The sequence below is a fragment of the Necropsobacter massiliensis genome (genome assembly GCF_000827595.2).
Classification (GTDB): Bacteria; Pseudomonadota; Gammaproteobacteria; order Enterobacterales; family Pasteurellaceae; genus Necropsobacter; species Necropsobacter massiliensis.
Genome location: NZ_LN776183.1, coordinates 97,275 through 118,241, shown reverse-complemented (window position 1 = coordinate 118,241; position 20,967 = coordinate 97,275). Strand labels below are relative to the sequence as shown.

Here is a 20,967-nt window from a genome sequence, read left to right as displayed (position 1 = left end):
GCAAATTTGATGTTAAAGCACAGAAAACAACATGACAAACAATTACTCCGCAAATGAAATCACGGTGTTAAAAGATCTGGAACCAGTCCAACTGCGCCCCGGTATGTACACCGACACCAGCCGCCCCAATCACCTTGCCCAAGAAGTCATAGATAACAGCGTGGATGAAGCGCTGGCGGGCTACGCCAACAAAATTGAGGTGATTTTACACAAAGATCAGTCGCTGGAAGTGATTGATAACGGGCGTGGCATGCCGGTAGATATTCACCCGACAGAAAATGTGTCCGGCGTGGAAGTGATTATGACCAAATTGCACGCCGGCGGGAAATTTTCCAATAAAAATTATGAATTTTCCGGCGGCTTGCACGGGGTCGGGATTTCCGTTGTCAACGCCCTGTCCGATCGGGTAGCCGTCACTATTAAACGTAACGGACAGATTTATAAAATCGCCTTTGAAAATGGCATGAAAACTGAAGAGCTGGAAGTGATCGGCACCTGCGGTCGGCGCAATACGGGCACTGCGGTGCATTTCAAACCGAATCCGAAATATTTCGACAGCAGCAATTTTTCCGTCACGCGTTTACGCCATTTACTGCGCGCCAAAGCAGTGCTGTGTTCGGGGCTGGAAATCAAATTTATCGACAAAATCAATAACACCGAAGAGAGCTGGCTGTATCAAGACGGCTTATCGGATTATCTGCAAGAAGCAGTACAAGGCAGCGTAACACTCCCCGCCACGCCTTTCGTCGGCGATTTCAAAACTGACAAAGAAACCGCCAGCTGGGCATTACTCTGGCTGCCGGAGGGCGGAGAATTACTCGGCGAAAGCTATGTCAACCTAATTCCAACCATTCAGGGCGGCACTCATGTCAACGGTCTGCGCCAAGGATTGCTGGACGCTATGCGCGAGTTTTGCGAATTCCGTAACCTGTTGCCGCGCGGCGTAAAACTGACTGCCGACGATATTTGGGAACGCTGCGCTTATGTGCTGTCAATCAAAATGCAAGACCCGCAATTTGCCGGTCAAACCAAAGAACGCCTGTCATCGCGCCAAAGTGCGGTCTTTGTCGGCGGCGTAGTAAAAGATGCGTTCAGCTTATGGCTGAATCAGAATGTGCAGGAGGCGGAAGAACTGGCGAAACTGGCGATAAGCTCCGCCGAACGGCGTTTGCGCGCGGCCAAAAAAGTGGTGCGCAAAAAGCTGGTCAGCGGTCCAGCATTACCGGGTAAACTGGCGGATTGCAGCCAACAGGATTCCGCTCGCACGGAACTGTTTCTGGTGGAAGGTGATTCCGCTGGCGGTTCAGCAAAACAGGCGCGCGATCGCGAATATCAGGCGATTTTGCCGTTACGCGGTAAAATCCTGAATACTTGGGAAGTCTCAGCGGATCAAGTGTTGGGATCGCAGGAAGTGCATGATATTGCCGTCGCCCTCGGCATTGATCCCGACAGCGACGATCTGTCTCAGTTGCGCTACGGTAAGGTCTGTATCCTTGCCGATGCGGACTCCGACGGGCTGCATATCGCCACCTTGTTGTGTGCGCTGTTTTTACGCCATTTCCCAAAACTGGTGCGCGAAGGGCATGTGCATGTGGCAATGCCGCCGCTGTACCGCATTGATTTAGGCAACGACGTGTTTTATGCGCTGGACGAGGGGGAAAAAGAAGGCATTTTGGATCGCCTGAAAAATAAAAAAGGCAAGCTCAATGTGCAACGCTTCAAAGGGCTAGGAGAAATGAATCCCAACCAGCTGCGCGAAACTACGATGGATCCGAATACCCGCCGTCTGGTGCAACTGACCTTTGAGCAGGACACTCAAACCGCCACGGAAACCTTAGAGTTAATGGATATGCTGCTGGCGAAAAAACGCGCGGAAGATCGCAAAAATTGGCTGCAAAGCAAAGGCGATCAGGTGGACTTAACCGTTTAAACGGAGAAAACGAAACATGCGAAAAACCTTGTTATCCTTCATTATCGGCAGCGTTTTAGCCATTACCGCACCTGCTCAAGCAGTTGTACCTGAAACCCCGGCAAAAAGTGCGGTGGAAAATTCGGCAGTTTCCGAGCTGCCCGTTATCGAAGCGGAGCTGACTGCGGCACCGAATGTGCCTAAACCGCTCAATCGCACCACGCCAGCAAGAGTGGTGGTCAGGCTGGAAGCGTTAGAAAAAATCATGGAAATCATGCCGGCGGTGCAGTTCAAATACTGGACCTTTAACGGCACTACCCCGGCCCCCTTTATTCGAGTGCGTGAAGGCGATACGGTCGAAGTTCACTTATCCAACCCGGTCAACTCCAAACTGTCGCACAGCCTTGACTTCCATTCCGCCGCCGCGCCGGAAGGAACGGCGCTGGTCAGTGATACCGCACCGGGGCATAGCAGCATTTACCGTTTTCAGGTACTCTCGCCCGGTCTGTATCTGTACCACTGCGCCGCCATGCCCGGCGCCGGTATTCATATCGGCAAAGGCATGTTTGGCTTAATGTTGGTGGAACCGAAACAAGGACTGGCGCCGGCAGACAAAGAATTTTATATTGTGCAAAACGAATTTTATACCCGCGGCAGTTTCGGTGAAAAAGGTTTACAAGTATTCAGCCCAGAAAAAGCCGGCTATGAATTGCCTGATTACGTGGTGTTCAACGGGCATTACGGCGCCATGACGGAAGAGCAGGCGCTGAAAGCCAAAACCGGCGAAAAAATCCGCTTTTATGTGGGTAATGCCGGACCGAACAAGGCTTCCGCGTTCCATTTAGTCGGCAAAGCTTTCGACAACGTTTATGTGGAAGGTGGTTCTCTGCGCAATCAGCATGTGCAAACCACGCTGATACCGCCGGGCGGCGCGACCATCGCGGAAGTCAGTATTCCGGTGCCCGGTCGCTACACCTTTATTGATCATTCGATTTTCCGCGCTGACAAAGGCGCGCGCGGCACCTTAATCATCGAAGGAGAGGACAATCCGACGATTTTCAGCGGAAAAATCAAAGACGAAATTTATGAAAAACGCAATCCTGACGCCGATACCGACAGCGGATTCCAACATTAAAAAATAACGAAAAAAACGACCGCACTTTTTCGGTCATCACACTACACAGAAACAAATTTTATGCCAGAAATGAATTATGAAGGCGTCGAGCAAATGCCGATCCGCCATTTTACCGAAAGCGCTTATCTCAATTATTCCATGTATGTAATTATGGATCGTGCGCTGCCGTTTATCGGCGACGGGCTAAAACCCGTTCAGCGTCGCATTATTTATGCCATGTCCGAACTCGGTCTGAACGCCACGGCAAAATATAAAAAATCGGCGCGTACCGTCGGCGATGTATTGGGTAAATTTCATCCGCACGGCGACAGCGCCTGTTATGAAGCCATGGTGTTAATGGCGCAACCTTTTTCCTATCGCTACCCGTTAGTGGACGGGCAAGGCAACTGGGGCGCGCCGGATGATCCGAAATCCTTTGCTGCAATGCGTTATACGGAATCTCGTCTGGCCGGCATTGCCGACCTGCTGCTTGCCGAACTGGGACAAGGCACAGTTAATTATCAGCCGAATTTCGACGGTACGCTGGAAGAACCGCAATATCTGCCGGCACGCCTGCCACACATTCTATTAAACGGTACGACCGGCATTGCCGTCGGTATGGCGACAGATATTCCGCCGCACAATATTAATGAAGTTGCCGCCGCCGCCGTGATGCTACTGGATAATCCGCAAGCCGATCTTGACCAGCTGATGACTGTTCTGCAAGGTCCCGATTATCCGACCGACGCGGAGATTATCTCGTCGAAAGATGAAATTCGGAAAATTTATCAGCAGGGGCGCGGTTCGATCAAAATGCGTGCGGTGTGGAAAAAAGAAGACGGTGAAATTATTATCAGCGCATTGCCGCATCAATCTTCGCCGTCCAAAGTCATCACCCAGATTGCCGATCAAATGACAGCCAAAAAACTGCCAATGGTAGAAGATATTCGCGATGAGGCGGATCACGAAAATCCGGTGCGCATCGTGATTGTACCGCGTTCCAATCGCGTGGACAGCGAAGCGCTGATGGCGCATTTATTCGCGACGACGGATCTGGAAAAAAGTTATCGCGTCAATATGAATATGATCGGTCTAGATAACAAACCGGCGGTAAAAAATCTGCAACAGATTCTAAGCGAATGGCTGAGTTTCCGCCGCACCACCGTGACCCGTCGCCTGCGCCATCGTTTGGATAAAGTGCTGGCGCGACTGCATATTCTACAAGGGTTAATGATTGCATTTCTGAATATTGATGAAGTGATTGCGATTATCCGCAATGAAGACAAACCGAAGCCGGTGCTGATGCAGCGTTTTAATTTGAGCGATGAGCAGGCGGAAGCGATTTTAAACCTGCGTCTGCGCCAGCTGGCAAAACTGGAAGAACATGCACTACAGGCAGAACAGGATAAACTGGAGCAGGAACGCCAAAATCTACAGGCGATTCTGGATTCCGCGCGTCGTTTGAACACATTAATTAAAAAAGAAATCCAACAGGATGCGCAAACCTTTGCCAGCCCGCGCCGCTCACCGTTGGTCGAACGTGGCGAAGCCAAAGCCATTGCCGAAAACGAAATGCTGCCGACCGAACCGGTCACGGTGATTCTGTCGGAAATGGGTTGGGTGCGTTGTGCCAAAGGACATGACATTGATGTGCGCGGACTGAACTATAAAGCGGGCGACAGCTATCTGGCACACGCTTACGGCAAAACTAACCAACCGGCGGTCTTTATCGACAGCAGCGGGCGTAGCTACGCTCTCGACCCACTTTCGCTGCCCTCTGCCCGCTCACAGGGCGAACCGTTGACCGGTAAACTGTCGTTGCCGGTCGGTGCGACGGTAGAACAGGTATTAATGGAAAATGACGCACAGCCTTTGCTCATGGCATCCGATGCAGGTTACGGTTTTATCTGTAAATTTGAAGATTTAATCGCGCGCAACAAAGCGGGCAAAGCCTTAATCTCACTGCCGACCAACGCCAAGGTGCTCGCGCCATTAACCCTGACAAATCCGACCGCACTTTTAGTGGCGCTGACATCGGCGGGGCGTATGCTGATTTTCCCGGTGGCGGATTTGCCGGAATTATCAAAAGGAAAAGGAAACAAAATCATCTCCATTCCGGCGGCAAATGCGAAAAACCGAACCGAATTGCTGGTTCGATTGCTCCTTATCAGTGAAAACGCCAATCTGGTATTCCACGCTGGCAAACGCAAAATCACCTTAAAACCGGCAGACTGGCAGAAATTCCGAGCCGAACGCGGGCGCAAAGGTTCCGCCCTGCCACGCGGTCTGCACAGTGATGCCAGAATTGAGGTGATCGAACCGGAAAATCCACAGTGACAATCAGGCGGACTGTGATTGTCCGCCTGATTATCTTTCCCGTTTTTATTTGTTGTCCATATTGGTCGGATTAATATCGTGAGATTTCAACGCATTCAGGCGTTGTTGTGCCTGTTCAGCGAATTGATCGGGATGTTTTAAGGTTTCGCGATACCAATAAATCGCTTTTTGTTCATTCTTTTTAATGCCTTTGCCTTCTTCATACATGGTAGCGAGGCGAAATTTGGATTCATTATGATCGGTGTTGGCGGCTTTTTCAAACCAGATAAACGCGTTTTTAAAATCCTGTAAATCACGGTAATACAATACGCCGAGAATAAACATTGCAGTCTGATTGCCCGCCTGTGCGGTTTTCTTTAACAGTTTAATGCCATGCGCAATATTCTTTTGTATGCCAAATCCGTCCAGATACAAAAACGCCAGATAATTAATGCCTTTAATATTGCCCTGCTCCGCCGCTTCACTAAACCACCAATAGGCTTTTTCCGCATCCTGCGCCACACCTTTGCCCTGCACATATAAAATGCCCAAATTGGCCTGTGCGTTGGCATCGCCTCTTTCTGCCAGCGGATAAATCAGTTCAAACACTTTCGGCCAGTCGCCGCAGTTCGCCGCCAGCTGCGCCATACTCCGCCGCTGCTGATCGGTAAAACTTTCCGTTGACGACATATCAGCCGTCTCGGCAAGAGCTTCCTGATAATCCGCCGACTGCTGTGCGTGCGCATAAACGCCGATCACGGCAAGCAGCAATAATAACCATCGATATAACTTCATAATTTCTCTACATTAAGTTGCAAACAGTAATATCACTAAAAACCACAAGGATATCACCATTTCAATTAACCCAATCTGCTTCACCGACAATTTGACTTTCGGCAGCGCAACCGCACGCATAAACGGCGGTACAAACGCCAGCGCCAAAGCATATTGCCCTACCACGATAAACCCGAGCACACACAGCAAATGAAACAGAATCGATACTTGCAGATAGCGCGGATTCTTACGTTCGCGCATAACGGACTTGACATACAACGTGGTGCCGAAAAACAACAGCGTCGGATACAGCGCCACCAGCCAGATAGTTGCGTCAAATGCACGTTCCGAAAAATAATACGCGCCCATTCCAGCCAGCGCAAAAATAATAATGCCCGCCACATCATTAACAAATGCGCGCTCGTTTTTTTGTTTAACAAAATAAATATTAATCAGGACGAAAGGCAACATTGCGCCCAGAAAATACAGAATACGCCAATTATAATATAAAGCGGGCAGCGCCAAAATCAGCGCGGCGCCCGCATAAATACCGCTCCATTTGGCATAAAAGGCTAAATTACGTCCCTTAAATAAATTCAGGAACGGATATGTCATCAGATATAACGCAAACCAGCCCGCCAGCAAAAAAATATGCTGCCAAATCGGATGCGATGAAAACATACCGTATAAAAACGGCAACAGTGCCATGACAATGGCGCCATGCTGATTGGAAATTAATAACTTCATCTTGTATAAGTGCGGTTAAAAATAAAAGAATTTTAGTCGTTTTTAATGAAAACGGCTATAATCTTTCCGTGTTAATTTACCCTTTATTATTAAGAGAAACAAAAATGTCAAAAGTTCAACGTTTTTATGCCAACCGGCGCTTATCAGAAATCAGCGTGCATAACGGTGTGGCTTATTTAGCGGGGCAAGTGCCCGAGCATACTGATACCGATGCTTATGCGCAAACGCAGGAAGTGCTGGCGTTAATCGATACGCTATTATCTTCGCTCGGTTCTCATAAAAGCAATATTTTGAATGCGCAGATTTTTCTGGCGGATATGGCGGATTATGCGCAAATGAACCGCGCATGGGACGAATGGGTCGATGCAGACAATCCGCCGAGCCGCGCCACTGTCGAGGCACGGCTTGCCGATCCGAATTGGAAAGTGGAAATCGTTATTCAGGCTGCGGTTTAAGCAATTCCAGCTCAAGCAGCAACGGATGATGATCGGAACTTGAGGTTTGCAATGTTGTCGCTTGAAGGATGTTAAATCCGCGCACAAACACCCAATCCAGCGGATTACCGAAAAAGCGCAGGCGATGATCTGGTGTAAAATTGACCTGCTGTAATTGATACTGCGCCGCCAGTCGGCGAATCAACGCCAAACGCCGATCGTTCCACGAATTAAAATCTCCGGCTAATATAATCGGTCCTTGGTGCTGCGCAATCAGCGCCATCATGTCGGTTAGCTGTCGGTAATAATAGGTCGGATTTAACTCAAAATTCACCAAATGCAGATTTACTGTTAATAAATGCCGCCCGTCCGCCAGCGGAAAACGCATCGCATTGCCGACTTTAGGAATCCGAATCCAAGGTTCGACGGAAGCGCCAGCGCAATAGATCTGCGGAGTAAACCGACTCAGCGAGTTTACGCCCGATTGTTGTCCCAAATAAGCAAATGCAGTGACATAAAGTGCGGTGGAAAATTGCCCAGAAAATAAGCCCGTAATATTCTGCCGCTCAGTCACTTCCTGTAACAAAACGAAATCTTTACCCTGTGCAAACTGCCGCACCGCACGCTGCCAGCCTTGATCCTGTCCTTTATGAATATTCCAAACCAATACCCCGAAAGTATTTTGCTCAATTGGGGCGACTGCGCCTGTAGCTGCGGCACACTGCACATTGTCCTGTAAAGCGATCGGACGATAATTCATTGCAGCGGCGCTGGAAAAGTTGATCTTCGGGGTCGGATAAATCTCAATACTGTAAAACCAATAGGCAACACCTGCCACTATCAGCAGCAACAAGGCAAGAAAAACGGTTTTTATTCTACTCATTTCAATGTATTTTCAGGAATTATGCTTTCTAAATCATAACAGTTTACTTATACTACGCCAATTAATTGCTTGCTGTATTTTTCTATTCACTTCTTTCATCAAGCTTTTTTGACTCGGTTTATTTTTTATTAAGGCTTAGCTATGAGTATCTATACCTATATTTGCTTTCTCTCGGCAATTTCCATTCTTATCGGTTTTATCACCCAAAAAATCAACGATCAAATTCAATATACTATCGCCGTCACCGCCTCCGCCATGGTGGGTTCTTTAGTGCTGCTGATTATGGGCTATTTAAACTGGTTCAATTTGGATGATATCGCCAGAACTGTCATGGAGCGAATTAATTTTAAAAGTTTTCTGTTAGACGGAATTCTCGGCTTTTTGCTGTTTGCCGGTGCATTGGGAATCAAACTGCCGGTGATGAAAAGCCAAAAATGGGAAATCACTATTCTCGCGCTATTTTCCACGTTGGCATCGACTTTTTTGGTCGGCTTCGTGCTGTACGGTATTACCGGGCTAATCGGCTGGCATATTGAATTTATCTATTGTTTGCTGTTCGGCGCGTTAATTTCGCCGACCGACCCGATTGCCGTCCTTGCGATCATTAAAAATCTTAAGGCGCCGAAAAAACTGTCAATGAAAGTGGAAGGCGAGTCCCTATTCAATGACGGCGTAGGGCTGGTGATCTTCACCACAGTTTTTGCGGTGGCTTTCGGCGGGCGAGAACCCAGCGTGGAAGGCATTAGCGAATTATTTCTGATTGAAGCGGTAGGTGGCATTGTATTCGGTTTGGTGCTGGGGCTGGTCGCACATTTTTTGATTTCCGCCACCGATGACGGCAGTCTGGAAATTCTGCTGACGCTCACCATTCCCACCGCCGGCTTTATGCTGGCAAATCTGCTACAGGTTTCAGGCGCACTGGCAATGGTGGTTGCCGGCATTATGATCGGAAACTGGACAAGACACACCGGCTTTTCTACGCAAAGCCAACATTATCTGGATCACTTCTGGGAAATGATCGACCATTTTCTTAACTCGTTACTGTTTCTGCTGATAGGCTCCGCCATGTTGCTGGTCAGCTTTACTACGCAAGGGATTGCGCTAAGCCTTATCGCCATTCCAGTATGTCTGCTCTGCCGCTATCTTAGTGTCTGGATGCCGTTTAAACTGCTGAGTCTGAAAACCACTTACAATCCTTATACGCTGCGCATTCTGACTTGGGGCGGACTGCGCGGTGGACTATCGTTGGCAATGGCGCTGTCGATTCCCGCCGAAAGCCTGTTTATGCCGGAAATCGGTATGAATGTGCGCGATCTGCTGCTGGTGATGACCTATGCGGTGGTGATGTTTTCTATTTTAGTGCAAGGCACTACCATTGAAACCATGGTGAAAAAATCCAAGGAAGTCACCTTGCAGCAACGGGGTTATGTGGATTTACATCATAAAAATCAATAGCGAGTTTCAAATCGACGAAAAAACCTTCCCGTTGCGGAAGGTTTTTTTAGATGACTTTTTAATCGAAAATTGATAGTCGCATCGCGCGGGGCGAGAAAAGCGCTTAAATTCAGACGAAAATGACACCGCACTTTTTACCTTAGCTACTACCTTTTACCTTACGACCAGCTTGGCGTAGCTATCTTAACGGCTGTCTGAGCGACAATGAGACCCGCCTATTACACCGGGCGGATACTGCCGAGATCCAATTGTGCGTCAAATTCTTGCTGTAATAAGCCGAGTTTTGCATCCGCCTGCAAATCCTGTTTCGCCTGCTCACTGAATTCATGATAAACTCGATTGCGGTAATCCTGTGGCGTCAACTTGGTCGAATCATTGTTTTCTTCAATCGTCAAATCAATCTCCGCACCATAAAACTCACTGAGCGCCTTACCCAACATTTGCCGAGTTTTATCTTTATTTAAATGAAAATGCGCAGAAGATAAGCCTAATTTGATTTGCCGGTCCGATTGCTGCACCAGAAAACAGTGCATCGCCATTTCTTTTACCAGCCCACTGACAGCGATATTTTCCACGGTATCCGTCCAACTGTCCTGCTTGCGCGCGGCGGTAACAATCCGATTTTGCAGTTCCGGTGTGCTGTGTTGCAACATGGCACGCTTAATCTCGGAAAGGCGCACCGATTGCTGCTCTTTCGCCATTTCCGGATTAATCCATTCCCAGCGGTAATTCTCGGCAAGATGGGTTATTTCGCTGTCGTTTTCTACTTCATTTTCTACCGTATTTTCCACCGCACTTTGCGCTTGAGGGGTTGGCGATAGGGAAGAATCCGACGCCGAATCGGCATTCTCGCGTTGGGATGTCGTAGGAGGCGCTTTTCTGCCGGTTGGTTCAACCACCGGCAACACCATTGACTGCGCCGGCGGCAACTCGGAGGCTACATTACGGTTTTTTTTTTCGCTTACGCTGTCCGGTGCGCTTGTCGCAGGTTTCGACAGTTGTTCTAATGCCTCTAGCGCATCCGATGTAGCACTGCTGAAAACCTGCGTTGTTCGGCGCGCGGCGGTTTGCGGCTGATATTTGGCTTTAATGTTTTGCGAAAGTACCGGCACATCCAGCAACTGCTGCATTTTCGGTGCGTCTGCCGCTGGGGCAGGCGTTGTTGTATCGGCAGAAGGCGTTTCATTTAACAATTTCGGGTGAAATGCCAGCGCGCGCATTAAAATCATTTCCGCACCGGCACGACGGTTCGGCGCAAACGGCAGCTCTTTGCGTCCGGAAACAATAATCTGATAAAAAAACTGCACATCTTCCGGCGCAATATGTTTAGCTAAAAAACCAAGCGGGCTTTCATCGCGAATCTGCCCTTGCGGTAATAATTGCTGCATCGCGATATGATGCAGCATTTCGGCGACCGCACTGAGTAATTCATCCCAATCGCCGCCTTTATCAGCGACCGACTGAATGCCTTTCATCAAGGCTTCCGCATTGCCTTGTTGCAGCGCGTATAAAATCTCAATCGGTTGATCGTCGCTAAGTAGCCCCAGCATGGTATTGACGATCTCAAGGGTAATATTGCCGTTACTCATGGCAATCGCCTGATCGGTTAAACTCAGACTGTCGCGAATGCTGCCCTGCGCGGCTTTCGCCAGTTTATCCAGCGCTAGTGCCTCAAAAGGAATATTTTCCGCGTGCAAAATGCGCGCCAGATGATGCGCGATTTGCTCCCGCTCTAATGCTTTCAAATGAAACTGAATACAACGGGATAAAATAGTCACCGGCAATTTTTGCGGATCGGTGGTAGCAAGCAGGAATTTGACATACTCCGGTGGCTCTTCCAGCGTTTTCAGCAACGCATTAAAAGAATGGCGGGATAACATATGTACTTCATCGATCAGATACACTTTATAGCGTCCCTGCACCGGTTTATACTGTACATTATCCAGCAGCTCGCGGGTGTCTTCTACTTTGGTGCGCGAGGCGGCGTCAATTTCGATCAAATCGATAAACCGCCCTTCTTCAATCGCTTTACAATGCTCGCACACACCGCAAGGTTCGGCGCTCACGCCGTTGACACAGTTCAGTCCTTTGGCAAACAGGCGCGCAATGGAGGTTTTGCCCACACCACGCGTACCAGAAAATAAATAAGCATGGTGCAGACGGTTTTCTTTCAGACCATTGGACAGTGCGGTCAGAATATGCGCCTGCCCGACAACATCAGCGAAATTTTTCGGTCGCCATTTTCTTGCCAATACCTGATAACTCATTGCCCGTCCTTCCTGTGCAAATTAATGTCCCGGAAAATCCACCAGCGTAAAAGGTTCAACACCCAACTCATGCAGACGTTGCTCGCCGCCGAGATCCGCCAAATTAATCACAAATGCGGCGTGTTTTACTTCACCGTGCAAACGACGAACCAGTTTCACCGTCGCCTCTACCGTGCCACCGGTTGCCAGCAAATCGTCGATAATCAATACGTTATCGCCCGCGACAATGGAATCCGTATGAATTTCCAGCGTATCTTCGCCATATTCCAACTGGTAAGATTGAGAAAGAGTTTCGCGCGGCAATTTGCCCGGTTTGCGAACCAACACAAAAGGCACGTTCAGCGCCAGCGCCACCGGCGCACCAAAAATAAAACCGCGACTTTCGGTGCCGATAACTTTGCTAATACCTTTATCGCGATATTGTGCGACAAGTAAATCAATTGAGGCTTTAAATGCGGCGGGTACTGCCGTCAGTCCGGTAATATCCCGGAAAATAATTCCCTTTTTCGGATAATCGGGAATGGATTTGATCGATGATTTAATCAGTTCTAATGGGTTGTTCATCATATTACCTAAAAAGTGCGGTCGAAAATTTTCGACTTTTTATCTAAAAGAAACCGGCGCAAATAGTATCACAGATTATGTGATTTAACGATAAATATCCTCGCCGTTTTTTCGCGTTTTCAGCAGGCGTAAAATCCACACATATTGTTCCGGCGTCGGCGTAACAAAGCGTTCAATTTCATGGTTCATCGCCCGTGCCGATTGTGCCGGATCATCGCTTAAATTCATCACCGGATGAATTTCCATTTCATATTTTCCGCATGCCGCGTTATAACGTGGAAACATCGGGATGACCACCGCTTTAGCTAATTTCGCCATTTTATTCAGCCCCGGCAATGTGGCTTTATAAGTGGCAAAAAAATCCACATATTCGCTCAGTTCGGCGCCATAATCTTCATCGGGTAAATAGTAGCCCATTTCGCCTTTTTTCACCGTATTGAGAAAGGGTTTAATGCCGTTTTGGCGGGCGTGCATCTTGCCGCCGAAACGCTGGCGGGTGATGGTCCACAGCCAGTCCACCAGCGGATTACGGTGCGGATTATACATAGACGTCATCGGCATGCCATGCGTGTGCAAAATAATGCCGGAGGCATCAATCGCCCAGCTGTGCGGCACCATTAAAATGATATTATGCCCTTCGGCTTTCGCCCGTTTAATATGTTCAAGACCGATAAATTCGCTGCGCGCCTGTAAATGTTTTTTCGAGCGTACGGCAATTTCACCGATTCCCAGCATCACTTGGGCGACAGTCACAAACATGGCGTCAATGACTTGTTCGCGTTTTTCCGCCTGCCAGTGCGGAAAACAATAACGCAGGTTAACCGCGGCACGGTGACGCTGCTTTTTGGCTTTGCGCCCAACAATCCCCCCTAATTTCGCCGCCAATTTATCACGCAGACGATAAGGCACAAACGCCAATACCAGCAGCAGCAATATACCGCACCAAATTCCCCAATATTGCGGCGATAAATAAGACCACGACCAATGCGGTTGGTAGCCTGCGCGCGCGGTTAAGCGTAAATCTTCTTGTTGTTCAGCCATGTTATTTCACTCAAATTACCCGAACCAGCCCTGATCATAGGCCATTTTCGCCGTCATAATAAACGACATAATGACGACCATCGGGCGGATTAATGCTTTGCCTTTGCTTAATACCATTTTGGCGCCGAAATTCGCACCGATGATCTGCCCCAGCATCATAGCCAGCCCTACCTTCCACATAATCTGTCCGCCGAGCAGGAAAAAGATCAATGAAGCCAGATTCGAGGTAAAATTCAGTACCTTAGCATGTGCGGTAGCCTTTGCCAGATTAAAACCTAGCAAGGTAACGAACGCCAGACTCAGTAGCGAACCGGTACCCGGTCCGAAAAAACCGTCGTAAAACCCGATGCCAAGCCCGGCGCTCAAGGCAAACGCGGAATAAGAAATGCGTTTTTGCCGATCTTCGTCGCCAAGTTTCGGTGTAAATAAAAAATACAGCCCGATTGCCAGCACCAAAAACGGAATGACTTTTTTGATCAATGTACTGTCAACCGCCTGAATTAGAATCGTACCAATCACCGCGCCAATGAAGGTCATCAGTAATAAAAACCAGACTTCCTTGAGATTTACGGTCTTTCTGCGCAAAAAATACAAACTGGCGGAAAAAGAACCGCCACAAGCCTGTAATTTATTAGTACCCAATGCCATGGCGGGCGGCATACCGGTCATCAATAAAGCCGGAATGGTAATCAGTCCGCCACCACCGGCGATAGCGTCAATAAAACCGGCGATAAATGCCACGCCGAATAAAAGCATAATGATGTCAATACTGAGTTCCGGCATAACTATTTTCCTGCCAACCATTTATGACTTAATGTTCCCGCCACCATGGCGCCATTCACATTCAGTGCGGTTCGTCCCATATCGATAAGCGGTTCAATGGAAATCAACAATCCCACCAATGCCAACGGCAGATTTAAGGTTGACAACACCACAATCGCCGCGAAAGTCGCACCACCGCCCACACCGGCAATACCGGCGGAAGAAATCGCCACCACCAAAATCAATGTGGCGATATACTGCACACTGAACGGGTCGATGCCGACTGTCGGCGCCACCATCACCGCCAACATTGCCGGATAAATGCCGCCGCAACCGTTTTGTCCAATAGTCGCGCCGAAGGTCGCGGCAAAATTTGCAATCACATTATTGTTACCGAGTTTATTGATTTGAGTTTCAATATTTAACGGGATCGTTGCCGCACTTGAACGGGACGAAAAAGCAAAGCTTAACGTCGGCAACACTTGTTGGTAGTAATGTATCGGGTTGATGCCAGCCAACGCCAGTAAAACGCCATGTACCACAAACATCAATAAAATCGCTGCATAAGACGCAACAATAAAATTACCCAAGCTTAAAATATCCGCCCATTTTGACGTAGCCGCCATTTTAATCATCAACGCAAACACCCCATATGGCGTTAACCGGATGACAAAACGCACCAGACGCATAATCAACTGATTCAAGGTATCAATGCCCTGCCCGATACGTTCGCCCAATGGCGGGTTTTCTTTACGCAAACTGATTGCCGCCACCCCTAAAAAAGCGGCAAAAATCACCGTGCTGATGATGGATGTCGGACTGGCGCCGGTCAGTTCCGCAAAGGGATTTTTCGGAATAAACGAAAGCAACATGGCAGGAATAGTCATCCCGCTGATTTGCTCGACTTTACCGTCCACCCTTGCCTGTGCGGCAAGTTCGCGTTCACCGGCAATCAGCCCTTGTGCGGACACATCAAACCAATACACCATAGCAATCCCGATGGCTGCTGCAATGGCGGTGGTTACTAATAACACGGAAATTACGCTAAAGCTGATTTTGCCGAGCGAACCGGCCTGATTTAAGCGCGTGATGGCGGATAAAATAGAAATAAACACCAACGGCATGACAATCATCTGCAACAAACGCACATAGCCGCCACCGACCAAATTAATCCATTCCAAACTGTCTTTAATGCTCTGCGCCGTGGCAAAAAGCTGCAATAACGCGCCGCCCAGCAAACCTAACACTAAACCTAAAAAAACCGTTTGTCCCAGTTTTTGTGTTTTGTTGTACACCACGCCCAACAAAAACAGGCAGGCAACAAAAATCATCAAATTCAAAATAACCATCCTTCTCCCCCTTCCATGTTAACTCACGGCAATGTTGCCAACTACACAACACTTTTTTAGCCTCAATGCCATGCCGAAATGTTAATGTTACTCCAACCACTCGCTGCGATTCGGTGCGTTCAGCACCTGCTGACATAAAATCGGTTCCGGTGGCAGCACTTTCGGTTTACTCGGCACAACCGAAGGCTTCGGTTCAAACCAAGAATACAACTCATCACCGCAACCGTCACCGGCCGGCACCGGCGCCTGATTTTCACAATAGGCGGCACCTTGCGGACAGCTTAGGCGCACATGAAAATGGGAGTCGTGTCCGAACCACGGGCGGATTTTGCGCAACCAGCCGCGATCGCCGGTCACGGTTTGGCACAATTTCAGTTTAATTGCCGGGTTGACAAAAATTCGACTCACTTGTTTATCTTGCGCTGCCAGTCGAATCAGATTGGTGTGATTCTCATTCCATAAACGCTCATCCACGCGTTGTGCCTTGCGATTAACCACCAGCAATCCCATACCGGCAGGATTCTGTGCGTCTTTTGCGGATAAACTTCCCATACGCAACCAAATATCCGCATCCAGCCCCATTTGATGACTGGCATGCCCGGTCAGAAAACGACCGCCGCCTGGCATTGCAATATCGCCGATTAACATGGTCGGCATGCCCGCCGCTTTGACTTTCTGCCCCAGCCGTTGCAAATAGGCAATCATATCGGGATGACCGTAATAACGGTTTTTCGCCGTACGAATCACCTGATAACCGTCGCCGTTAAACGGCAATGCCTGCGCGCCGATAATGCAGCCGTTGCTATAAGAGCCGACCGGTGTCGCCTCACCAGGAATCGGGCGTTTAACCTGCTGCCAATCCTGCGGCGCCGCTATTGCGGTCGGAAAACAAAAAACTGCGAAAAAAACCACCGCACTTACTACCGCTTTCAAATATGCTTTCATCGACATTGCGCCTTAAATCTGAGTAAATGATCCAGCAATACGATAGCCGTCATTGCCTCGGCAATCGGCACTGCACGAATGCCGACACAGGGGTCATGACGACCTTTCGTCACCACTTCCACCGCCTGATTATCCAGATTCACCGAACGTCCCGGAATGGTAATGCTGGAGGTAGGTTTTAATGCGATAGTAGCGATAATCGGTTGTCCCGAACTGATGCCGCCGAGAATGCCGCCCGCATGATTGGAACAAAATCCCGCCGGCGTCATTTCATCCCGATGCTCCGTACCGCGTTGCTCAACTACGGCGAAACCATCGCCGATTTCAACGGCTTTGACCGCATTGATACCCATTAATGCGTGAGCAAGATCCGCGTCCAAGCGGTCGAATACCGGTTCGCCTAATCCGACCGGCACATTTTCCGCCACCACCGTCAGTTTCGCACCGACGGAATTACCTTGTTTTTTCAGCGCGCGAATCAATTCGTCAAATTTTTCCACCGCACTTGGATCCGGGCAAAAAAACGGATTGGCGTTCACCTGCGCCCAATCAATCGCGGCAATATTTTCTACGGTGCGCGAGTCGATCTTCAGCGAACCAATCTGCGACAAATAACCGCGTACCGCAATACCGAACTGTTCACGCAGATACTTTTTCGCAATCGCTCCGGCAGCCACCCGCATGGCGGTCTCGCGTGCGGACGAACGCCCGCCGCCGCGATAATCGCGCAAGCCGTATTTTTGCTGATAAGTATAATCCGCATGTCCCGGGCGAAAACGATCTTTGATTTCGCCGTAATCCTGCGAGCGCTGATCCGCATTGCGGATCAGCATACCGATACTGGTGCCGGTGGTTTTGCCCTCAAACACACCAGATAAAATCTGTACGGTATCATCCTCACGCCGCGCAGTAGTGTAACGGGAGGTACCCGGCTTACGACGATCCAAATCCGGCTGAATATCCTGTTCCGATAACGCCAATCCCGGCGGAACGCCGTCAACGATACAGCCTAACGCAATACCGTGCGACTCACCGAAAGTCGTGACGCGAAACACTTGTCCTATACTGTTGCCTGCCATGTTTGCTTCCTTAATTTTTTATTACACCCGGTTTTTCCGATGCCACCTGAACTTCCTCGCTAGTTGACGGATTTTTAATAAATACATCCAGCTGGTTAAAGGCGATATCAATATTATTTTCTGCAAATAACTGATCGATACGGCGGTTCAGATAATCTATTGTGCGAGTTCTGTCACCGATTTTACCCACATAAACGCGCAACTCGTGATCCAGCGTGCTGGCGCCGAAAGATAAGAAGTATGCCATCGGTTCAGGATCTTTCAACACACGATCACATTCATTTGCCGCCTGTAGCAATAATTTTCTGACCAGTTCCAGATCGGAGCCGTAAGCCACCCCGACATTAACCAGTACGCGGGTCATGGAGTCGGTCAACGCCCAGTTGACGATGCGCTCGGTGACAAAGGCTTTATTCGGTACAATCACTTCTTTTTTATCAAAGTCAATCAAGGTGGTGGAACGAATACGGATTTTCGACACAGTACCGGAATAGCTGCCGATGGTCACCACATCACCGATACGCACCGGACGTTCAAACAAAATAATGATACCGGACACGAAATTGGCGAAAATTTCCTGTAAACCGAAACCGAGACCGACGGACAAGGCGGCAAACAGCCATTGCAGCTTCGACCACGATATTCCCAGCGTCGCAAAGGCGCTGCCGGCACCAATCGCAATAATAAAATAGATCAGCAATGTAGTGATTGTATAAGGCGTGCCCTGCGAAAAACTGAAACGGGAAAAAATCAACACTTCCAGTAGCCCTGAAATATTACGCACTAAAGCATAAGTGGCAATTAATATCACCGTCGCCAGCAGCAGGTTCAATAAAGTAATGGACTCCATCACCGTGCCGGAATCCGTCACCACGCTTTGCTGCCACAGGGTAACGCCTTCCAAATAATAAGCGACTGCGATTAAATCCGACCAAACCCAATACAACAGCCCGAATAAGCCGACCCACAGCAACAAATCGGTTACCCGCCCGACCTGCGCCTTCACTTGCGAAATCGCCATGACTTCTTCCGGCTGAACATCTAAATTAACTTCGCCGTCATCGGTTTCGGCTTTTTGCGCCTGTAGCTGCTCACGTTTTTCCTGAATGCGGCGATACGCCAAACGACGAGCAGAAACTGTAAACGCGCGGTAAATCACATCGCGCAGCACCATCCAAACAACGAAAACGAAGTAGGACGACATTAAATGATCCATTAAAATCAACGCGGTATAGTAATATCCCATAATAATCAGGATAATTAAAGCTATCGGCGCAAAAACCAGCAACAGCCGCGCAAATTTAAACAGAAACTCTTGTCCACCGCTTTCTTCCTGACTGCTTTGGTAAGCCCGCACCGCGTAACGCAGGCGCGGTCCGACAATAAACAGTGAAATAATCAGAATTGAAATGGTCAACACTTGCCCGATCACATCATTGGTAATACCGGCATCCAGGCGCGTAAATATCGACGCGTTCAGCCACAATGCACAAATCCATACCGAACGTTTCAGTACGGAAGAAAAAATTTCGACATTTTTCAGCGGCATATTGAAATGGCGGTAAGCCAACCCGTTCGGACGCAACATCGCCAGAATAAAGGCGAAAAATAGCCAATAGCCGGACATCTTCAGCGACCACCACCAGAAATTCCCCGGATTCTCAAAACAAATAAATGTAATCAGAATCAGGGCAGATAAAAATAACAACGTACTTGGCAGACACAGAATCAATGTCCAGAAAATTGCCTCCGGCGTATAGCGCTGACTGTCTCCGGTCAACGTATTGATTTTGCTGTTAATATAGCTTAACCGCTGCTTAATTTTGGTTTTGCGCCAGCGAATAAGTGCGGTTAATAACGATAAAAAAACAATCAATACCGCAGCGGGAAGCAGATTGTCTTTCCAGTTGGAAAAATTGATCAGAGTGCCGATATCCTTAAACTGAAACTGCACCCGCGGTAAAAAGTTCGTCAGCCAGTCTAAATCGATGGGCGAATTACTTTTTACCCAGAAGCTTTGCTGCTGTAGTTTATCCTGCAAGGTATCGCTGATAGCGGTAACCTGCTGCTGATTCAGCTCGATATTAATCGCCAGATTGAGCTGATTGTTCAGCGTTGTAATTGTATCCGACAACAATTTACGCCGTTCTTGTAATATATTGGTCAACTGCGCGCGTTCAGTATCGGTCAGATTCGCGTTATTTTTCTTTTCCAAATCGGCAATATAGCTTTTCGTATCATATAAATTGTCGCGGATCTCAGTCAGATCAAAAATTTTCACCCGCAATTCAGTGATCTGCTTGGCCAATCCACTGATCATTTGATCCTGCGGCAGTAATTGTTTTTGCTTGTTGATAATGCGGGAAAGTACCAGCGTTCCCTGTAAGGCGCTGATCTGCTCGTTAATATTGCGCTCGGTTTGCTGCAAGTTATCCAGCACGCTTTTAATGCGCAGATTATCCTGCGTCATCGTATTTAACTGGGCAGTTTGTTTAACCAGATCCTGACTGATAGCCAGATTGAAATTCTGTTGTTCCGCCAGCAACGGATTAGTGCTGTTATTGCCGTCCTGCTGTAAATGCTCCGCCTGCTGGCGGGTTTCTTGTAGATTTTTTTCGTTAACGATTTCTTGTAACACCGTCTGTTTAGTTTTCAGTTGCTGCTGAACCAGATTTTTTTCTTCTAACTGAATGGTATAGAGTGCGGTCAGCTCATTATTACCCTGTAATAATGCCTGATTATACGCGTTCTGCAACTTGATGAGCGCCGCTTCGGTTTCCAATTTGTTTTTTTCCGTCGGATCAATGGAAGTATTAAACAGCAATTTCTCAATTTCTTGCGAGCGGATCAAATTATTACTTAATACGGTCTGAGCACGATCCGGAGCGGAACGCTGATTAACCAGCTGCCCGTTAATATTGGTTAAATCCGTTTGCACCTGTTGTAAGCTCTGCTGTACCGCGGTTAACTGATTTTGTAGCTCCGTCAGCGATAATTTAGCAAGTTGTGCAACGGTCGGCGCGCTGGTGCTTTTCAGTTTATCCACCGAGGCCTGTGCCGCCGCAGTGGCTTTCGACGCGTTGTTAATCGCCGTATCCAGCGCCTTGTTATCTTCTTTTTGTTTGCTGATTTTACTCAATAAATCCAGCGTATCTTGCAGATTCTGCACCAGCGCTTTATTCGCCGCATCGGTTTGATCTTTTTCTTTTGCCGCCACAAGCTGCTCCTGAACGGCACTTTCGGTCGGCACATCCGCAAAACTGTTATGGCTGAATGCAAGCCACAGCCCGATACATAATAAGCTGAAAAAAATACTACTTCGTTTCAT

General features: G+C 48.5%; 16 protein-coding genes. 5 read left to right on the top strand and 11 right to left on the bottom strand.

Annotated features, from left to right (window positions below):
* The first annotated feature begins 31 nt into the window (after nucleotides 1-31).
* Genes parE through parC form a run of 3 tightly spaced genes read left to right on the top strand, consistent with a single transcriptional unit; the run spans nucleotide 32 to nucleotide 5,360 of the window.
* Nucleotides 32-1,930: a DNA topoisomerase IV subunit B gene (gene parE / locus BN3349_RS04450; RefSeq protein ID WP_040976174.1), complete on the top strand. Its 1,899-nt coding sequence runs from the start codon at nucleotides 32-34 to the stop codon at nucleotides 1,928-1,930.
* Between the two features lie 16 nt (nucleotides 1,931-1,946).
* On the top strand, nucleotides 1,947-3,044 hold the full coding sequence (locus BN3349_RS04445; protein WP_040976173.1) for a multicopper oxidase domain-containing protein: 1,098 nt from the start codon (nucleotides 1,947-1,949) through the stop codon (nucleotides 3,042-3,044).
* 60 nt (nucleotides 3,045-3,104) lie between these two features.
* Nucleotides 3,105-5,360, top strand: coding sequence for a DNA topoisomerase IV subunit A (gene parC, locus BN3349_RS04440; protein WP_040976172.1), 2,256 nt, complete (start codon nucleotides 3,105-3,107; stop codon nucleotides 5,358-5,360).
* Between the two features lie 45 nt (nucleotides 5,361-5,405).
* Here parC and BN3349_RS04435 read toward each other — a convergent pair whose 3' ends face one another.
* A complete protein-coding gene (locus BN3349_RS04435) occupies nucleotides 5,406-6,134 on the bottom strand; it encodes a tetratricopeptide repeat protein (protein ID WP_052461928.1) in 729 nt (242 codons plus the stop codon).
* Nucleotides 6,135-6,146: 12 nt separating this feature from the next.
* The gene (locus BN3349_RS04430; RefSeq protein WP_040976171.1) at nucleotides 6,147-6,860 is read right to left on the bottom strand and encodes a YwiC-like family protein; all 714 of its coding nucleotides are present in this window, start codon (nucleotides 6,858-6,860) and stop codon (nucleotides 6,147-6,149) included.
* Nucleotides 6,861-6,964: 104 nt separating this feature from the next.
* Here BN3349_RS04430 and BN3349_RS04425 point away from each other — a divergent pair, with 104 nt between their 5' ends.
* Complete coding sequence (locus BN3349_RS04425) at nucleotides 6,965-7,315, top strand: RidA family protein (protein WP_040976170.1); 351 nt, start codon at nucleotides 6,965-6,967, stop codon at nucleotides 7,313-7,315.
* On the opposite strand, the gene BN3349_RS04420 is transcribed toward BN3349_RS04425, so the two are convergent.
* Nucleotides 7,296-8,177 (bottom strand): endonuclease/exonuclease/phosphatase family protein, encoded by an 882-nt coding sequence (locus BN3349_RS04420; protein ID WP_040976169.1) that lies wholly within the window; start codon nucleotides 8,175-8,177, stop codon nucleotides 7,296-7,298. The two genes, BN3349_RS04425 and BN3349_RS04420, sit on opposite strands and share 20 nt — an antisense overlap.
* Nucleotides 8,178-8,318: 141 nt before the next feature.
* Here BN3349_RS04420 and BN3349_RS04415 point away from each other — a divergent pair, with 141 nt between their 5' ends.
* Entirely contained in the window at nucleotides 8,319-9,632 is a 1,314-nt protein-coding gene (locus BN3349_RS04415; RefSeq protein ID WP_040976168.1) for a cation:proton antiporter, read from the top strand.
* Between the two features lie 218 nt (nucleotides 9,633-9,850).
* Here BN3349_RS04415 and dnaX read toward each other — a convergent pair whose 3' ends face one another.
* From dnaX to mscK, 8 genes are all read right to left on the bottom strand, one after another.
* Nucleotides 9,851-11,899, bottom strand: coding sequence for a DNA polymerase III subunit gamma/tau (gene dnaX / locus BN3349_RS04410; protein ID WP_040976167.1), 2,049 nt, complete (start codon nucleotides 11,897-11,899; stop codon nucleotides 9,851-9,853).
* Nucleotides 11,900-11,920: 21 nt separating this feature from the next.
* Nucleotides 11,921-12,463, bottom strand: coding sequence for an adenine phosphoribosyltransferase (gene apt, locus BN3349_RS04405; RefSeq protein WP_040976166.1), 543 nt, complete (start codon nucleotides 12,461-12,463; stop codon nucleotides 11,921-11,923).
* A gap of 84 nt (nucleotides 12,464-12,547) precedes the next feature.
* Complete coding sequence (gene lpxM / locus BN3349_RS04400; RefSeq protein ID WP_040976165.1) at nucleotides 12,548-13,504, bottom strand: lauroyl-Kdo(2)-lipid IV(A) myristoyltransferase; 957 nt, start codon at nucleotides 13,502-13,504, stop codon at nucleotides 12,548-12,550.
* 15 nt (nucleotides 13,505-13,519) lie between these two features.
* On the bottom strand, nucleotides 13,520-14,287 hold the full coding sequence (locus BN3349_RS04395; protein WP_040976164.1) for a TSUP family transporter: 768 nt from the start codon (nucleotides 14,285-14,287) through the stop codon (nucleotides 13,520-13,522).
* Between the two features lie 2 nt (nucleotides 14,288-14,289).
* The gene (locus tag BN3349_RS04390; RefSeq protein ID WP_040976163.1) at nucleotides 14,290-15,615 is read right to left on the bottom strand and encodes a cation:dicarboxylate symporter family transporter; all 1,326 of its coding nucleotides are present in this window, start codon (nucleotides 15,613-15,615) and stop codon (nucleotides 14,290-14,292) included.
* Nucleotides 15,616-15,702: 87 nt separating this feature from the next.
* Nucleotides 15,703-16,560, bottom strand: a complete 858-nt coding sequence (gene mepA, locus BN3349_RS04385; protein ID WP_040976162.1) for a penicillin-insensitive murein endopeptidase — start codon at nucleotides 16,558-16,560, stop codon at nucleotides 15,703-15,705.
* A complete protein-coding gene (gene aroC / locus BN3349_RS04380; protein WP_040976161.1) occupies nucleotides 16,557-17,639 on the bottom strand; it encodes a chorismate synthase in 1,083 nt (360 codons plus the stop codon). Before aroC ends, mepA begins: the two co-directional genes overlap by 4 nt.
* A 10-nt stretch (nucleotides 17,640-17,649) precedes the next feature.
* On the bottom strand, nucleotides 17,650-20,967 hold the full coding sequence (gene mscK / locus BN3349_RS04375) for a mechanosensitive channel MscK (protein WP_040976160.1): 3,318 nt from the start codon (nucleotides 20,965-20,967) through the stop codon (nucleotides 17,650-17,652).